The organism is Variovorax sp. UC122_21 (assembly GCF_044056785.1).
Classification (GTDB): domain Bacteria; phylum Pseudomonadota; class Gammaproteobacteria; order Burkholderiales; family Burkholderiaceae_C; genus Variovorax.
The window spans coordinates 2,232,761-2,248,462 of record NZ_CP172003.1; the positions used below are offsets into that span (position 1 = coordinate 2,232,761).

General features: G+C 71.1%; 19 protein-coding genes and 1 pseudogene. 7 read left to right on the plus strand and 13 right to left on the minus strand.

The features are described 5' to 3' along the window. Positions 1–33 precede the first annotated feature (33 nt). Positions 34–843 carry an AraC family transcriptional regulator gene (locus ACHMXE_RS11350; RefSeq protein ID WP_395346048.1) on the minus strand — a complete coding sequence of 270 codons (810 nt, stop codon included), beginning with the start codon at positions 841–843 and terminating at the stop codon, positions 34–36. A 116-nt stretch (positions 844–959) separates the two neighbouring features. Between ACHMXE_RS11350 and ACHMXE_RS11355 the strand changes: the two genes are divergently transcribed. From ACHMXE_RS11355 to ACHMXE_RS11375, 5 genes are all read left to right on the plus strand, one after another. Beyond that, positions 960–3,257 (plus strand): amidohydrolase, encoded by a 2,298-nt coding sequence (locus ACHMXE_RS11355; protein WP_395346049.1) that lies wholly within the window; start codon positions 960–962, stop codon positions 3,255–3,257. Then, on the plus strand, positions 3,254–4,447 hold the full coding sequence (locus tag ACHMXE_RS11360; protein ID WP_395346050.1) for a M20 aminoacylase family protein: 1,194 nt from the start codon (positions 3,254–3,256) through the stop codon (positions 4,445–4,447). Before ACHMXE_RS11355 ends, ACHMXE_RS11360 begins: the two co-directional genes overlap by 4 nt. Beyond that, the gene (locus ACHMXE_RS11365; RefSeq protein ID WP_395346051.1) at positions 4,447–4,932 is read left to right on the plus strand and encodes a cupin domain-containing protein; all 486 of its coding nucleotides are present in this window, start codon (positions 4,447–4,449) and stop codon (positions 4,930–4,932) included. Before ACHMXE_RS11360 ends, ACHMXE_RS11365 begins: the two co-directional genes overlap by 1 nt. Then, positions 4,916–5,395 (plus strand): GNAT family N-acetyltransferase, encoded by a 480-nt coding sequence (locus tag ACHMXE_RS11370; protein ID WP_395346052.1) that lies wholly within the window; start codon positions 4,916–4,918, stop codon positions 5,393–5,395. The genes ACHMXE_RS11365 and ACHMXE_RS11370 overlap by 17 nt, the downstream gene beginning before the upstream one ends. Positions 5,396–5,462: 67 nt before the next feature. Then, a complete protein-coding gene (locus ACHMXE_RS11375) occupies positions 5,463–6,803 on the plus strand; it encodes a DUF3100 domain-containing protein (RefSeq protein WP_395346053.1) in 1,341 nt (446 codons plus the stop codon). Here ACHMXE_RS11375 and ACHMXE_RS11380 read toward each other — a convergent pair. The 5 genes from ACHMXE_RS11380 to ACHMXE_RS11400 all read right to left on the minus strand — a co-directional run bounded on the left by ACHMXE_RS11380 (position 6,784) and on the right by ACHMXE_RS11400 (position 10,231). After that, on the minus strand, positions 6,784–7,203 hold the full coding sequence (locus ACHMXE_RS11380; RefSeq protein WP_395346054.1) for a 5-carboxymethyl-2-hydroxymuconate Delta-isomerase: 420 nt from the start codon (positions 7,201–7,203) through the stop codon (positions 6,784–6,786). The two genes, ACHMXE_RS11375 and ACHMXE_RS11380, sit on opposite strands and share 20 nt — an antisense overlap. A gap of 108 nt (positions 7,204–7,311) precedes the next feature. Further along, positions 7,312–7,626: a muconolactone Delta-isomerase gene (locus ACHMXE_RS11385; protein ID WP_203207415.1), complete on the minus strand. Its 315-nt coding sequence runs from the start codon at positions 7,624–7,626 to the stop codon at positions 7,312–7,314. A gap of 5 nt (positions 7,627–7,631) precedes the next feature. After that, a complete protein-coding gene (locus tag ACHMXE_RS11390) occupies positions 7,632–8,600 on the minus strand; it encodes a Bug family tripartite tricarboxylate transporter substrate binding protein (RefSeq protein ID WP_395346055.1) in 969 nt (322 codons plus the stop codon). A gap of 1 nt (position 8,601) precedes the next feature. Beyond that, entirely contained in the window at positions 8,602–9,249 is a 648-nt protein-coding gene (locus ACHMXE_RS11395) for an isochorismatase family protein (RefSeq protein ID WP_395346056.1), read from the minus strand. 19 nt (positions 9,250–9,268) lie between these two features. Next, the gene (locus ACHMXE_RS11400; protein ID WP_395346057.1) at positions 9,269–10,231 is read right to left on the minus strand and encodes a Bug family tripartite tricarboxylate transporter substrate binding protein; all 963 of its coding nucleotides are present in this window, start codon (positions 10,229–10,231) and stop codon (positions 9,269–9,271) included. A gap of 188 nt (positions 10,232–10,419) precedes the next feature. Between ACHMXE_RS11400 and ACHMXE_RS11405 the strand changes: the two genes are divergently transcribed. Beyond that, a complete protein-coding gene (locus ACHMXE_RS11405) occupies positions 10,420–11,316 on the plus strand; it encodes a LysR substrate-binding domain-containing protein (protein ID WP_395346058.1) in 897 nt (298 codons plus the stop codon). 1,129 nt (positions 11,317–12,445) lie between these two features. Continuing rightward, positions 12,446–13,930 (plus strand): annotated as a pseudogene (locus ACHMXE_RS11410) (DUF4347 domain-containing protein); the annotation flags it as partial. Between the two features lie 152 nt (positions 13,931–14,082). Here the strand turns inward: ACHMXE_RS11410 and ACHMXE_RS11415 are convergent. The 7 genes from ACHMXE_RS11415 to ACHMXE_RS11445 form a co-directional block, all read right to left on the minus strand. Further along, positions 14,083–14,238: a hypothetical protein gene (locus tag ACHMXE_RS11415; protein WP_395346059.1), complete on the minus strand. Its 156-nt coding sequence runs from the start codon at positions 14,236–14,238 to the stop codon at positions 14,083–14,085. Positions 14,239–14,403: 165 nt separating this feature from the next. Further along, positions 14,404–14,580, minus strand: a complete 177-nt coding sequence (locus tag ACHMXE_RS11420; RefSeq protein WP_395346060.1) for a hypothetical protein — start codon at positions 14,578–14,580, stop codon at positions 14,404–14,406. Positions 14,581–14,649: 69 nt separating this feature from the next. After that, on the minus strand, positions 14,650–14,817 hold the full coding sequence (locus tag ACHMXE_RS11425) for a hypothetical protein (protein ID WP_395346061.1): 168 nt from the start codon (positions 14,815–14,817) through the stop codon (positions 14,650–14,652). A 117-nt stretch (positions 14,818–14,934) separates the two neighbouring features. Next, the gene (locus ACHMXE_RS11430; RefSeq protein WP_395346063.1) at positions 14,935–15,081 is read right to left on the minus strand and encodes a hypothetical protein; all 147 of its coding nucleotides are present in this window, start codon (positions 15,079–15,081) and stop codon (positions 14,935–14,937) included. 36 nt (positions 15,082–15,117) lie between these two features. Continuing rightward, positions 15,118–15,282 (minus strand): hypothetical protein, encoded by a 165-nt coding sequence (locus ACHMXE_RS11435; protein ID WP_395346064.1) that lies wholly within the window; start codon positions 15,280–15,282, stop codon positions 15,118–15,120. A 6-nt stretch (positions 15,283–15,288) separates the two neighbouring features. Further along, positions 15,289–15,531 carry a hypothetical protein gene (locus ACHMXE_RS11440; protein ID WP_395346066.1) on the minus strand — a complete coding sequence of 81 codons (243 nt, stop codon included), beginning with the start codon at positions 15,529–15,531 and terminating at the stop codon, positions 15,289–15,291. Next, complete coding sequence (locus ACHMXE_RS11445) at positions 15,532–15,696, minus strand: hypothetical protein (protein WP_395346067.1); 165 nt, start codon at positions 15,694–15,696, stop codon at positions 15,532–15,534. Positions 15,697–15,702 lie beyond the last annotated feature (6 nt).

The following is a 15,702-nucleotide window of genomic DNA, read 5'->3' on the forward strand; positions in this document are numbered from 1 at the left end:
GCGCGCGGGAGAGGCCGCGCCGCGACCCGCCGCTCAACCGCGCTGCCGGTCCTGCTGCACCCGCCGGAACTGGCCCGCGGTGATGCCGTAGGCCGCGGCGAACTCGCGGGAGAAATGGCTCTGGTCGTGGTAGCCGCATTCCAGCGCGGCGTCGACCACCGACGCACCTTCCGCCAGCATCCGCTTGGCCGCGATCAGCCGCAGCTGGCTCGTGAGGACCTTCGGCGCGAGGCCGAGCTCGCGCTTCGATCGGCGCCAGGCGGTCGATCGGCTCGCTGGCACGGCGCGTTCGTCCGCCGTGAGGCTGCCCTCGCCGGCGAGCGCGCCCAGGCGCTCGCTGCGGGCCGCGTCGTGCGCGGTCGGCGAGGCGTGCGCGGATGCCGTGAGCGCGAGGCCCAGGCGCCGGAACAGCGAGCGCGTCAACGCGTTCTCGGCCACGCCGCAGGCGCCATCCATGGCGCGGTGCCAGGCGACGAACAGCGCATGGAGCGCCGCATCGCGCAGCACGGGCCGCTCGAAGCGGCCGATGGTTCCGGCAGCGCCCGCTTCGGCGCCGAGCATGTGCGCGAAGGTCTGCTCGGGCAGGTAGACCATGCGCGTCGACCAACCGGTTCCCAGCGAATAGCCGTCGTGGACCTGCATCGGGTTCAGCACGATGAGCTCGTCCGCGCCCGCGGTCCACTCGACGCCCTCGCAGCGAAAGCCCTGCGCATGGCGTGTCACGGCGCCGATGGTGAAGCCCGCATGCCAGTGCGAGCGGAAGCGCTGCGCTTCGTAGTCGGCGCAGACCAGTTCCAACGCGGGAAGGTCGGGCGCCAGGCTGTAGCTGATCCTCGCTCGCACCTGCGGTTCCTTTCTTCAGGCCCTGGCGAGGGCGCGCTGCGACATTCGTACAAGACCATTCATGGCTGCCTGCCTAGAGTCGATCCACCTGTTGATCACTGACGAAAGCAAGCCCCATGCAAGTTGTTGACCTGCCCACCGCCTGGCTCGATGAACTCGTCGCCGTCCGGCGCGACATCCATGCCCATCCCGAGATGGCGTTCAAGGAGAACCGCACCTCCGACCTGATCGCGGCGAAATTAGCGGAATACGGACTCGAAGTCCATCGGGGGATCGCGCGCACGGGCATCGTGGCGGTGCTGCGCCGTGGCACGTCCGGGCGGGCGATCGCGCTGCGCGCCGACATGGATGCGCTGCCCATCGTCGAGAAGAACGACTTCGCCCACTGCTCCACGCATTCGGGCGTGATGCACGCCTGCGGACACGATGGCCACGCCACCATGCTGCTGGGCGCGGCGCGCCACCTCGCGGCCGCGGGCGACTTCGACGGCACCGTCTACTTCGTGTTCCAGCCGGCCGAGGAGAACGAGGGCGGCGGGCGCGTGATGGTCGAGGAGGGCCTGTTCGAGACCTATCCCGTGGAAGCCGTCTACGGCATGCACAACTGGCCCGGCCTCGACGTCGGCAAGTTCGCGGTCCATGCCGGCCCCGTGATGGCGGCGATCGACCTGTTCGACATCGAGATCGAAGGCCGCGGCGCGCACGCGGCGATGCCGCAGCAGGGCGACGACCCGATCGTGGCCGCCGGCGAACTGATCACGGCGATCCAGACGGTGGTGAGCCGCGCGGCCGACCCGGCCGAGGCCGTGGTGCTGAGCATCACCAAGGTGCACGCGGGCAACACCTCGAACGTGGTGCCGTCGATCGCGGCGCTGCACGGCACCTGCCGCTATTTCAATCCGGCAATGAGCGATGTCGTCGAGCAGCGCCTGCAACGCCTCGTGGACGGCATCTGCGCCGCGCACGGCTTGAAGGGCAGCTTGCGCTACGAGCGCAAATGTCCGGCGACCATCAACAGCCCGGACCCGGCCCGGGTGGCGGCGCTGGCCGCCGCGGACGTCGTCGGCGCCGAGCGCACGCTGACCGGCCTCGCGCCGAGCATGGGGCAGCGAGGACTTCGCGCACATGCTGTCCGTGAAGCAGGGCTGTTACGTCTGGATCGGCAACGGCCCCGGTGTCGGCGGCTGCACGCTGCACAGCGCGAAGTTCGATTTCAACGACGACATCGTGTCGCTGGGCCTGAGCTACTGGACGGCCCTGGTGCACCGCTGCCTGCCGCGGGTGGGCGCATGAAGTCCGGCTCCGCGACGGCGGTGCTCGATGCGCCGCAGGCAGGCCGCGTGCGGATGGACGGCCGCGAGCTGCTGATGCTCGGCGCCAACGACTACCTGGGCCTCGCGAACCATCCCGCGGTGGTGGCGGCGGTGAAGGAGGCGGTGTCGCGCCACGGCGTGGGCACGGGCATCAACCCCTGCTTCGCGCGCACGCCGGTGCATGCGCGGCTCGAGGCGGAACTGGCCGACTTCCTCGGCACCGAGGCCGTGCTGCTGTTCGCCTCCTGTTCGGCGGCCAACGCGGGCGTGCTGTCGGCGCTCGCCGGCGAGGGCGACGCGATCTTCAGCGACCGCATGAACCACGCGAGCATCATCGACGGCTGCCGGCTCAGCCGCGCCGACGCCTTCGTCTACGACTACCGCAGTCCGCAGAGCCTGCAGTCGCAACTGCTGACGCGCTTCTACGCGGGCAAAGCGATCGTGGTGACCGACGGCGTGTTCAGCATGGAGGGGCACCTGGCGCCGCTCGCGCAGCTTCATGCGGCCACGCAGGCGCACGGCGCCCTGCTGGTGATCGACGACAGCCATGCCACGGGCGTCGTCGGCCCCCGGGGCGCCGGCTGCGCGGCGCTGTTCGGCATCGACCCCGATGCGGTCATCACCACGGGCACCTTCTCCAAGGCGCTCGGGGGCGCGCCCGGCGGTTTCGTGGCGGGCTCGCGCGAGGCGATCGAGCGCTTGCGTGCCCAGGCGCGGCCCTTCATCTTCACCAGCGGCATGAGCGTCGCCGATGCCGCGGCGTCGCTGGAAGCCCTGCGGCAGCTGCGCGACCACCCGGAGCATCTCGATGCACTGTGGAACAACACGCGGAGCTTCCGGGCGCTGCTGCGCGAGCGCGGCTTCGAGGTCGAGGACGCGCCGAGTCCCATCACGCCGCTGCCGGTGGGCGATGCCGCGCGGGCCAGGGCCATCCACGAACGGCTGCTCGAGCTCGGCGTCTTCGTGCCCGCGATGACCTTCCCGATCGTGGCGAAGGACGACGCGAGGTTGCGCGCCCAGCCGAGCGCCGCGCTCTCGCCGCGGCAGATCGAGGCGGCGGTGGACGCGATCGCGCGGGCCTTCGGCGAGTGCGCGCGGTGAGCACGGTCGTCGAACGCGCCCTGCCGCGAGCGCTCACGGGCGAGGAGACCCGGCTGCTGTGCACCCATCGTCGATGGCTGCACGCCCATCCCGAACTCGCGTTCCGCGAGCGCAAGACCGCCGACTACGTGGCGGCCGAGCTGGCCGCGCTCGGCCTCGCGCCCGAGCGCGGGCTGGCGACCACGGGCATCGTTGCCACCATTGAGGGCCGCCGCCCAGGCCCGGCGGTCGGCCTGCGCGCCGACATGGATGCGCTGCCGGTGCAGGAGCGCACGGGCGCGCACCATGCATCGACCCATGCCGGGACCATGCATGCCTGCGGCCACGACGGCCACACGGCGATGCTGCTCGGGGCCGCGCGGCTGCTGGCGCAGGACCGCGATTTCGCGGGCCGCGTGCACCTGGTGTTCCAGCCCGCCGAGGAGAACGAGGGCGGCGGGCGCGTGATGGTGGAGGAGGGGCTGTTCGAACGCTATCCGATGGAGGCGATCTACGGCCTGCACAACTGGCCAGGGCTGCCGCAGGGTCACGTCGCCGTGCGTCCCGGTCCCATGATGGCCAGCTTCGACGTGTTCGAGATCACGCTGCGCGGCAGGGGCGGGCACGCGGCCATGCCGCACCGGGTCGACGACGTGGTGCTGGCGGGCAGCGCGCTCGCGATGTCGCTGCAGACGGTGGTCAGCCGGCGTCTCGATCCGGCGCAGCGCGGTGTCCTGAGCATCACGCAGGTGCTGGCCGGCAATGTCTGGAACGTGCTGCCCGACGTCTGCACGCTCAAGGGCACCTGCCGCGCCTTCGGCGCCGCGACCCGCGACCGGCTCGAGAGCGCGATGCGCGAAGTCGCCGCGGGCATCGCGCAGGCCCATGGGGTCGACGTCGAGGTGCGCTACGAGCGGCGGGTGCCGGCGACCGTCAACGACGCCGGCGCGGCCCGGCTGGCCGCGCGCTGCGCCGTCGATCTGCTCGGCGCCGCGCGCGTGCGCACAGAGTTCCTGCCGAGCATGGCCGGCGAGGACTTCTCCTTCATGCTGGAACGCTGCCCCGGCGCCTACCTCTGGCTCGGCGTGGGCGAGGCGCACGCGCCGCTGCACAGCCCGCACTTCGATTTCAACGACGCGGTGCTCGCCGACGGCTCGCGCCTGCTGGCGGCCATCGCGATGCATGCACTCCAACCCAAGAAAGGTCCCTGATGGAAACGATCCAGCCCCATGTCGTGCGCGTGAAGCAACGCGAACGCTTCGCCCTCGGTGGCGACCTCTACAGCCTCATCGCGCGCCGGCCGCAGACCGGCGGCGCGTTCGCCGCCTACGAGACCGTGGCACCGCCGGGACACGGCGCCATGAAGCACATCCACTCGCGCGAGAGCGAGTCGTTCCTGATGTTCTCGGGCCGGCTCACGGTGCATGTCGACGGCGCGCCGATCGAACTCGCGGCCGGCGACTTCATCTCGTTCCCGCCCGGCTGCGCCTACGGCTTTCGCAACGAAGGCAGCGAGCCCGCGCGCTTCCTGACGCTGTTGGTGCCCGGCGGCCTCGAGGACTTCCTCGCTTCGGTGGGGCAGCCGGTCGGTGCGCAGGACGCCCACGCGGAAGCCTCGCGCGAATCGATAGACACGATGGTCCGGCGCGCGAAGGACTACGGCATCGAGTACCCCGACCATGTACTCGCTGGCTGAAGCCGTGCCCTCGGACCTGCCCGCGGTCCGCGCGCTGCTGCGGCGCTACGCGCGGGCGCTGGCGTTCGACCTGGCCTACCAGCGCTTCGACGAGGAACTCGAGGCCCTGCCACGACCCTACGTGCGCCCCGCGGGCCTGCTGCTGGTGGCGCGGCAGCCGGACGCGATCGTGGGCGTGGCCGCCTACCGGCCGCTCGGTGGCGGCATCGCGGAGGTCAAGCGCATGTACGTGGCGCCCGAGGCGCAGGGCCAGGGCCTCGGCCGCGCGCTGCTCGAGCGCCTGATCGCCGAGGCCACGGCCGCGGGCCACGCGGCGCTGCGGCTCGACACGCACCGCCCGACCATGGCGGCGGCGATCGGCCTGTACACCGCGCTGGGCTTCGAGGAGATCCCCGCCTACGGGCCGGATCCGACGGGCGAGATCGCCTTCTTCCAGAGGACGCTGGCCGCGGACCGTGCCTGAGGGCGCGGCCGCCGGTTTCCTCCTTCCCTCGCGGGACCCCGTTCCCCTTCATTCAACGAAAGCCTCCATGTCCGTGCCTGCCGTGTCCTCGATGGACGCACCCGCCGTCAAGCTGTCCACCGCCTGCAGGCTGTGGATCGCCGCCTTGGCCATCGTGATCGTCGCCGAGCTCATCGGCAGTTTCAGCATCGCCGTCGGTCCCGCGAGGATCGTGCTGCTGCCGCTGCTCTGGGCGCTGCTCATGGGCGCGGCGCTCGGTCTCCTCGCGCGCCGCCTGCCGGTCGCGGCGCGCATCGATCTCGACGCGCAGCACCTCGCGGCCGCGATCCTGCAGCCCGCGCTGCTGCTGTTCATCGCCAAGCTCGGGCTGCTGGTCGGCGGCTCGCTGCCGAAGATCGCCGCGACCGGCTTCGGGCTGGTGTTCCAGGAGTTCGGCCACTTCCTCGGCACGGCCGTGTTCGGGCTGCCGGTGGCGCTGCTGTTGGGCATCAAGCGCCAGGCCATCGGCGCCACCTTCTCGGTGGGCCGCGAACCGAGCCTGGCGATCATCGGCGAGCGCTTCGGCATGAACTCGCCCGAGGGCCATGGCGTGCTGGCCGAGTACCTCACGGGCAGCGTGTTCGGCACCGTCTTCATCGCGCTGCTGGCCGGCCTGCTGGCCAGCAGCGGCGTCTTCCATCCGCTGGCGCTCGCCATGGGCGCGGGCGTCGGCTCGGGCAGCATGATGGCGGCGGCGGCGGGCTCCATCGCCGCGCAGCAGACACCCGAGATGGCCAGGGAGGTGGCCGCGTTCGCCGGCGCGAGCAACCTCATCACGACCACCATCGGCACCTACTTCACGCTGTACCTGTCGCTGCCGTTCACCATCTGGGCCTACCGGCACCTGGAACCGCTGATCGGCCGGCGCACCGTCGCCAGCATCGACGAGCCCGCAGCGACCGTGGCCGAGAGCCGGCCGTTTCGCCTCGGCTTCGGCATGCTGGCGCTGGTGTGGCTGCTGGTGGGAGCGATCGGCGTCTGCGCCAACCGGCTGGGCTTCGGCACGCCGGTCGACCTGCGGGTGCTCGGGGGCATGGGATTGATCGTCGCGGCGGTGGCGGCCGGATATGCCCTGTACCTGCTCACGCGGCGCCGGGTCCCGGCCGTGATCTGGGTTTCGGTGGTGGGCATGTTCCTGACCTCGCCGGCGTTCCCCGCAGCGGCGCTCGTGGCGGACCTGACGGGCAGCGTCAACTTCCTCGCGCTCGCCACCCCGATCATCACCTTCGCGGGGCTGTCGATCGCGAAGGACGTGCCGGCCTTCCGCCGGCTCGGCTGGCGCATCGTGGTGACGTCGTTCGCGGCGAATGCCGGCACCTTTCTCGGCGCCACGCTGATCGCGCAGTTCTTCATGCATCCGCACGCCTGAGGGGGCGTGGGCGATGCTTCATCCGGGCGGTGCTTCGCGCGCCGCCCAGGACCGTCTTCGCGTAGCTGTCGCGCTCGATGTCCACGATCTCCACCGACACCTGGAGCTGCAGCGCCGGTTCGGCCGGAAGGGCGGCCCGCAGCGTCTCGAGCACCAGCCGCGACAACTGCCGCTTCGCCTCGGCCGGGCGGCCGGACAGGATCAGCAGCTGCGCGGCCACGAAGCCGCGCGCCTCGGGCGCGGTGCCGATCTCGAAGGTGTCGACGGCATGGGCCCGGCTCTTGATGTCGGCCTCCTCGAAATGCCCCGAGGCGGCCAGTGCCGCATTGACGGCACGCAAGGCCGCGTGCGGCTCGAAGCCGGGGATGTTGCGGGTGTGTTCGACGATCAGGTGGGGCATGGCAATCGCAAGGGTGGCTGTGGACGGTGGACGGACGGCGAGGCGGCACCTGGGCACGCCTCGCGGGGGCCGCGATTATGCAAAGGCAGGCCTCGCCTTCGTGCGCGCTCAGGAAAGCCCCGGCACCGGCTGCGCGTCGACGCGGCAGAGCCCGCCCAGGTGATGCCGGGCGAGCGGCGTGGCCTCGATCTCCAGGTGGGCGAACAGCGGCAACCGGCCCACGGCGTCGTGCAGCGCCTGCGCATTCTCGAACTGCCAGAGGCTCAGGTTGGAGCGCGTGCCTGCAATGCGCCAGATGCCCAGCAACGTGCCCCGCGCGGCGAGTCGGCCGACCTCTTCGTCGTGGCGGCGGCGCAGCTCGGCGGCCTGCGCGTCGCCGAGGCCCGGGGCCGGCACGTACTTCACCTTCAGCATGAACAGCATCGGCGCTACTCCGGCTGGATGTTGGCGGCGCGCGCGACCCGGGTCGCCATCTCCACGTCGGCGCGCACGCGCGCGGCGAAGGCCTGCGGTTCGTCGCCGACCGGCTGCGCGCCCATGGCCTCGAAGCGCGCCGCCACCTCGCGCTCGCGCAGCACCGCGGCCACGTCCTGCCGAAGGCGCGCTGCCAGCGCCGGTGGCGTGCCCCGCGGCGCGAACAGGCCGAACCAGGACTCGGCCTCGAAGCCCGGCACGGCCGCGGCGGCGAGCGCGGTTGCCTGCGGTGCGAGCGGCGACGGCGCGCGGGTGGCCACGCCCAGCAGGCGCAAGCGCCCCGCGGCCACCTGCGCCTGCACCGAGCTCAGCGCCGAGAAGGCCACCGGCACATGCCCGGCGACGAGGTCGTTCATGAGGGCGCCGGCGCCCTTGAACGGCACGCTCTGCAGCCGCGTGCCGGCCGCCAGGTTGAACTGGTGCCCGGCCAGCAGCGCGCGCGATTCGGCGGTGCCGAAGGACAGCGCCGCGGGCTTCTCGCGCGCGAGCGCGAGAAAGGCCTGGATGTCGCGGGCCGGTACCTCCGGATGCACCACCAGGGCGAAGGGCGCCGTGCTGATCATGGTGACCGCCACCAGGTCCTGCAGCGTGTCGTAGGGCAACTTCGGATAGATGCCGGGGTTCACCGCCAGCGCCGCCGAGTTGACCAGCAGCGTGCGGCCATCGGGCGCGCTCCTGGCCACGTGGTCCGATCCGATGATCGTGTTCGCGCCCGGCTTGTAGTCGACGATCACGGGCTGCTTCCACAGCTCGGACAGCCTGTCGGAGAGCGCGCGCGAATTCTTGTCCGCGCTGCCGCCGGGCGCGGCCGGCACGACGAGACGTACGGGGCGCGACGGAAACGGCGCGGCCTGAGCGAAAGCCAGGGGCGAGAGCGCCAGGCCGCAGCCCGCGACCAGCGATGCGCGACGAAGAGGGTTCATCTCAGGCTCCATGCTGAAGGGAGGAAGGGGCGCGCGCGATGAACTCCAGCGTCCGCGCCTTCGAAACGACATCGCCGTACTTGCTGTCGATGTCGAACAGGTTCGCCTCGTGCGGATCGGGATGGCGGTCGCCGACGGCTTCGCGCACCACCATCACGTTGAAGCCGTGCTGCACGCCGTCGACCGCGGTGGCGCGCACGCAGCCGCTGGTCGAGCAGCCGGTGACCAGCAGGGTGTCGACGCGCAGCGCGAACAGGGTGCTCGCGAGGCTGGTCCCAAAGAAGGCGCTCGCGTACTGCTTCTGCAGCACGATCTCGTCGGCCAGCGGCACGACCGCGTCGCAGAACTCGTTGAAGGGCCGCGACTTGAAGCATTCGAGCACCGGCGACTTGCGGTACCAGGCACCCGCGTCGGCGAAGTTCTTCGACTGGTGCACGATGGTCGTGTGGAGAACCGGCATGCCGGCCTCGCGCGCGGCGCGCAGCAGCTCGGCACCGTGGTCCACCGCGCTCACCACGCCCTCGGCGTAGAGCGGCGAGCCCGGCAGGGTGTAGGCCTTGACGAAATCGATCAGCAGCAGCGCGCCGCGCTGGCCGAAGCTGATCCGGTGGCCCCAGACGCCCTGGTAGTTGTCGTGTGCGCTCGGCATGGCGGCTGTCCCGGTGCGATCAGTCGACATGCGCGCCCGTCGCCTTCACGATCCGAGCCCATTGCTGGAGGTCGGTGCGGATGATCTCGGAGAAACGCGCCGTGTCCACGGTGGCGGCCTCGGCGCCCTGGGCCTTGAGCGTCTCCTGGAAGGCCTTGTCCTTGAGCAGCGCCGCCGTCTCGGTGCGCAGCTTCGCGCTCACCTCCTTCGGTGTGGCCGCCGGCGCGAAGAGGCCGTACCACGAGATGGCCGACACGCCGGGCACCGTCTCGGCGATGGTGGGCACGTTCGGCAGCAGCGGCGAACGCGCGGGCGAGGCGACGGCGATCAGCCGCAGCTTGCCCGCGTTGACGAAGGACATCACGCTGGGCCAGCTGGTGAAGGTGACGGAGACCTGGCCCGAGACGAGGTCGGTGTTGGCCGCCGAGGCGCCGCGGTAGGGCACGTGCACCATGTCGACGCCCGCGGCCGACTTGAACATCTCGCCGAGCAGGTGGTCGAGGCTGCCGTTGCCGGCCGAGGCCATGTGGAGCGCGCCGGGCTGGCTGCGCGCCAGGGTCACGAGGTCCTGCACCGTCTTCACGGGCAGCGCGGGATTGACCACCAGCACGTAGGGCGCGGTGGCGACCATGCCGATGGGCTCGAAGTCCTTCAGCGGATCGAAGGGCACCGCTTTGTACAGGAAGGGACTGATGGTGTAGCTGCTGCCCACCGTCAGCAGCAGGGTGTAGCCGTCGGGCGTGCCGCGTGCCACGTAGCCGGTGCCGATGTTGCCGCCCGCGCCCGCGCGGTTGTCGACGATGAACGACTGGCCGAGCCGGGCGCCGATCGCATGCGAGAAGGGCCGCGCGATGGCGTCGTTGGCGCCGCCCGCGCCATGCGGCACCACGATGCTCACGGGCCGGGAAGGGTAGGGCTGCGCGAGCGCCGGCAGCGCGCTCGCGCACAGGATCGCCGCGGCGAATTTCATCCATCGGGTCATCGTCTGCTTTTCGTCATGTCTTGGGGTTTTGCGGGAATCGGACACGCGCCGTCCTGGGGTGGGCGAGTCCTGCGGCCGAATTGCTTCGGTGGCGCCATGGTCGCGAGCGCGATCCATAGCGTCCAATACAGAGTTGAGAACTACCTATACTGACTTCGAATAGATGGCCGCCTCGCGCGCCGCCGCCCATGGAACTTCGCCAACTCCGCTACTTCGCCGCCATCGCCGCCGAGCGCAGCTTCACCAAGGCGGCGGAAAAGCTCCACATCTCGCAGCCGCCGCTGAGCCAGCAGATGAGCAACCTCGAGCAGGAGCTCGGCGTGCGGCTGCTGGCGCGCACCAGCCGCAGCGTGGAGCTCAGCGAGGCGGGCCGGGTGTTCCTGCCGCATGTGGTGACGGTGCTCGAGCGGCTCGAGGAAGGGCGCGCGCAGCTGGCGCGGGTGGCGCGCGGGCTCGAGGGCCGCGTCACGGTGGGCCTCACGGGATCGCATTTCCTCGGACCGCTGCCGCGCTTCATCCAGGCCTTCCGCCAGCAGCGCCCGCGCGTGGAGGTGGTGCTGCTGGAGATGGCGCCGGTCGACCAGTTCACGGCGCTCGGCGATCGCGGCATCGACCTGTGCTTCTCGCGCGGCATCCCCGACACGCCGGCCTTCGCATCCGACCTGCTGTGGCGCGACACGCCGGTGGTGGTGCTGCCGCCGGGCCATCCGCTGGCCGGGCGCGAGGGCCTGCGCCTGGCCGAGCTGCGCGACGAGGATTTCGTCTTCTTCCGCCTCGGCTCCTCGCTGTTCGTCGATGCGATCCACGGCGCCTGCATCTTCGCGCGCTTCGAGCCGCGCATCGTGCAGCAGGTGGTGGAGGTCAGCGCGGTGCTCAACCTCGTGGCCGCGGGGCTGGGGGTGTCGGTGGTGCCGGGCTCGATCGCGGCGCAGCGCGCGGAATCGGTCGCGATCTGCCCGCTGGTGGAGGAGCCGCAGGCGCCGCGGATCTCGGCCGACGTCTTCCTGGTGCGGCGCAAGGACGAGGAGCGCGCCGCGGTGCTGGCGCTGGCGGACGCCTTGCGCGATTGGGCCGCACGCCGCTGAAGCCGCGGACGGCGGTGCCGCGCGAGGCCTTTAGGCCTCAGGCAATGCGCAAGTTCTCATGCCATTCATGCTGCGCCGCCGCAGTGGCATGCCCACGCTCTGGAATTCCGTGGGGGCATCCGACATCCCGCTCATTCTTGTGTAACGGTGCCTCGGCCCCCGGCCACGCCGATCGTGCGGACACTGGCGTCACTTTCCATTACATGTCGTGGTCAGCTTCCCCTCAGCCATCGCTGCGCGCGGACGCGAGCCACCGAGGGGCCGCAGCCGTTATCTCTCGCAACAGCCTGCAACCACGCAAGAACTGACCAGTCGACGAGAAAAACAGTCCAGTCGCGACCTGCACTGCCTAGTGCAGAAATGCCGCCCCGTCTATCGCCGGATGGCGCACTTTCAAATTTAACAAATTGTTAAGAACTGTCTTTCCAAGCCTCGCGACGCCCTCTTAAATCGCGCGTCTTCGACCGGCTGGCGCGGGCCTTCGCCCGCGCGCATCGCTTCAAACCTTCTGTAGGTGTTTGGAATGACAAGTCCGATTCGTGCCATTCGCATGCCTTCGCCGCAGTCCCCGCGGCGTGCCTGGTGCAGGAACACGACGCGACGCCGGCCCGAACCGCCGCCGGTGGCCACCCGCCGCCCGGCATTCAGCTTCCTCGCCCCGGCGCCGCACCTCGCGTGCGCGCGCCGCGCCACTCCCTCCAGCCCGATCTGAACCATGGCCAGAAAGACTCCCCGTCCCGGCAAGCGTTCCGTGCGCCCCGCGCCGCCGGCACCGTCCGATTCGCGCTTCGGCCTGCGGGCCATGGCGCTCGAGGCGCGCTACATGTTCGATGCGGCGGCCGTCGCCACCGGCGCGGAAGTGCTGGCGCAGCAGGCCGCCACCCAGCAGGCCGAGGCGGCGCTCGCCGACGCGGCGCGGCAGGCCGATCACGCGCCGCCGCCCGCGGCCGTGCCGCCGGGCCACGAGGCACCGGCGGGTGAGGCGCCCGCGGTGGGCTCGGCCGCGCCCGCCGAGCCGGCCGGCGGCCGCACCGCCGAGCTGCATGCCGACGCCGGCCCCGCGCACGCGGGCGGCGCGCCCTGGGGCGACGCGGGGCACGGCGCCAGCCTGGCCGATGCGCTGGCGGGCATGCAGGCGCCGCAGGAGCGCGGCGGCGCGCAGATCGTCTTCATCGACGGCGGCGTGGAGAACGCCGCCACCTTGCTCGCGGGCATCGATCCCTCGGCCGAGGTGGTGTTCCTCGACCGCAACAGCGACGGCCTGGCGCAGATCGAGCAGGCGCTGCGCGGGCGCACCGACATCGGCGCGATCCACATCCTCTCGCACGGCGATCCGGGCGAGATCCGGCTGGGCAACGCGGTCTACGACAACGCGGCGCTGTCCGAGCGCGCGGCCGACCTCGCGGCCATCGGCGCGGCACTGGGCGCGGACGGCGACATCCTGCTCTACGGCTGCGAGACCGCCGAGGGGGTGGTCGGCCAGCAGTTCGCCCACAGCCTGGCCCGCCTCACCGGCGCCGACGTGGCGGCCTCCGACGACGTGACCGGCGCGGCGCGCCTGGGCGGCGACTGGAACCTCGAATACCGCGTCGGCCAGGTCGACACCGCGCTGGCGGTGGACGAGCGCACGCAGGCCCTGTTCGACGGCACGCTCGACGCGGTGGCCAACAACGGCGCCGGCGCGGTGCTCGGCGTCTACGGCCGCGACATCGTGAGCATCGACGTCGCCACCGGCCGCGCCACCGTCATCACCTCGGTGCCCAACTCGGTCGGCGGCGTGCAGGTCGGCGGCACGCCCAACGCGCTGTCGCTCAATGCGGCCGCGGGGCTCATCTACTACTTCGACGGCGCCTCCACCAGCTCGCGCGCGCTGTTCGCCTACGACTACATCAACAACACCCACATCCTGATCGATTCCGACATCACGGATGCCGGCAGCGTGGTGGTGGCCGGCTCGCAGGGCGTGAGCGGCGGCGGCGCGGCCTTCGCCAACGGCACCATGTACCTGGGCGTGGAGAACGTGACCGGCGCCAACAGCGCCGACCGCATCTACCGGCTCAACTTCGCGTCGGACGGCCGCAGCATCACCGGCACCTCGGTGCTGGTCAGCGCGGTCTCGGGCGGCACCGACTGGGGCGACCTCGCGATCGACACCGCCAACAACGCGCTGATCAGCGTGGGCAGCAACGACAACAACGGCCGCTCGTTCGTGCGCTACGACCTCACGAGCGGCGCGCAGCTCACCAACGTGAGCTATTCGGCCAGCTCGATCCAGCTCGCGACCGCCTCCAACGGCAACCTCTATGCGCTGGGCGGCACCTCGATCCAGAACATCAACCCGCTGACCGGCGCGGTGATCTCCACCCTGAGCGTGACCACCGACGGCTCGACCACCATCGGCGGCTCGGTGGCCGACGGCGCGGGCGCGGTGCCGGCCACCGGCGTGATCGGCGACCGCGTCTTCGACGACAACAACGGCGACGGCGCCTTCGGCAGCGGCGACAGCGGCATCGGCAACGTCACGGTGCAGCTGGTGGACGACGTCAACGGCAACGGCGTGGCCGACACCGGCGAGCGCGTGCTGGCCACCGACACCACCGATGCCGGCGGCAACTACCGCTTCACCGGCGTGCTGCCCGGCGCCTACGTGGTGCGCGTGACCGACACCAACAACGTGCTGGGCGGCAGCGCGCCGCTCAACGGCGCCGTGGCGCGCGCGGTCTCGCTGGCCACCATCGGCGCGAGCGACCTGACGCTGGACTTCGCCTATGCGAAGAACCCGCCGATCATCGACCTGAACTCCAACATCCCGACCACCGACGTGGCGGTCAACGGCGGCTTCACCGGCGGCGGCACGGGCTGGACCTCGAGCGGCTCGACCACCTTCAGCAACGACCGCGCGCAGTGGACCTCGGACGTCACCAACGGCGCGCTCACGCAGTCGGGCTACACCGGCCTGCAGTTCGGCCCCGGCATCAACGGCGCGGCGCAGGTGGTGTTCGGCTTCAGCTGGAACAACAACGGCCTGCTGGGCATCGGCGATTCCAACGTCTCGGGCGTGTTCACCATCAGCGTGGGCGGCGTGGTCTACGCCACCATCACCACCGGCCGCTCGGGCTCGAACATCGCGACCGTCGAGTACTTCAACGGCGCCTCCGGTCCCAACAGCACCATCGCCGTCAGCACGCAGGGCAGCTTCAGCTTCACCGACGTCACCATCAACCTGCCGAGCTCGGTGGCCAACAACGGCGCGCTGACCTTCAACTACGCGCCGGGCGGCGCGCTGCTGGTGGCGGCCGACGACGTGGCGATCGACAACGTGCGCGTGCTGACCTACACCGACGCCACGCCGGGACGCGACTGGAGCGGCACCTTCACCGAGGACGGCACGGCGGTGTCGATCGCGAACCCGGCCGTCACCATCGTCGACAGCGACTCGGCCAACATGCTGTCGGCGCAGATCGTGCTGACCAACGGCCAGGCCGGCGACCTGATGCGCATCGGCGGCACTGCGCTCGCGAACGGCTCCACCGGCACCGTGAACGGCGTGACCTACACGGTGAGCGTGGCGGGCGGCGTCACCACCATCAACCTCAGCGGCTCGGCCACCAAGGCGGTCTATGCCAGCCTGATCCAGTCGATCACCTTCGAGAACACCAGCCAGAACCCCAGCGGATCGCCGGTGCGCGACATCACGGTGACCGTGAGCGACGGCGCGTTCAACTCGAACACGGCCCACACGCTGATCACGGTGGTGCCGGTCAACGACGCGCCGGTGCTCGCCACCGGCTCGACCGTGAGCTACACCGAGAACGGCGCGGGCACCGCGGTCAACGGCGCGATCACCGTCGCCGACGTGGACAACACCACGCTGGCCAGCGCCACGGTGGCGATCACCGGCGGTTTCGTCTCGGGCCAGGACGTGCTGGCCTTCACCAACGTGCCCGCCACCATGGGCAACATCACGGCCAGCTACAACGCCGCCACCGGCGTGCTCACGCTGAGCTCGGCCGGCAACACGGCCACGCTGGCCCAGTGGCAGGCCGCGCTGCGCGCGGTGCAGTACGCGAACAGCAGCGACAACCCCTCGACCGCGGCGCGCACGGTGAGCTTCACCGTCAACGACAGCGCGGCCAACTCGAACACCGTGGCCTCGACGGTCAACGTGATCGCGGTCAACGACGCGCCCACGCTCAGCACCGGCTCGACGCTCAACTACACCGAGAACGGCGCGGCCGCCGCGATCAACGGCGCCATCGTCGTCGCCGACCTCGACAACACCACGCTGGCGAGCGCCACGGTGGCGATCAGCGGCAACTTCGTGGCCGGCCAGGACGTGCTGGCCTTCACCAACGTGCCCGCCACCATGGGCAACATCACGGCCAG